Annotated in this window: 1 protein-coding gene; it reads right to left on the reverse strand. The window is 45.5% G+C overall.

Going from position 1 to position 301, the window contains the following annotated elements; translation table 11 throughout:
- Positions 1–124: 124 nt before the first annotated feature.
- Positions 125–280, reverse strand: a complete 156-nt coding sequence (locus CAN34_RS14690) for a MobA/MobL family protein (RefSeq protein ID WP_123891923.1) — start codon at positions 278–280, stop codon at positions 125–127.
- Positions 281–301: the final 21 nt, after the last annotated feature.

The raw sequence follows: 301 nt of genomic DNA on the forward strand, positions 1-301 counted from the left end.
CATACCTTTGGCTTGCTCTTTGACGTTCTCTATCTCTGTCTTAGCCTCTGTAAGGGCTGCAAACTCTATCTGTAAATCACGCAACTGCTGATTATCTGCGGTAATCTCTCGGTTTAGATCGCCTTTATCGGTCGCCATACACCTGCGCTCCATTGCTGACGCTTTCCAACCCAATCTTAATCGTTGGTTTCTGCTCTATCCCTTGCTGCTTTAGGGTTCGATGGTCGATACGCTCATCAATACCTAGTTTATCTACTGCGTATTTACGATGTTTTCCCACTCTTTGCGTTGCCCTTTGATT

It is taken from the genome of Psychrobacter sp. DAB_AL32B, assembly GCF_002224105.1.
In the GTDB taxonomy this organism is placed as follows: domain Bacteria; phylum Pseudomonadota; class Gammaproteobacteria; order Pseudomonadales; family Moraxellaceae; genus Psychrobacter.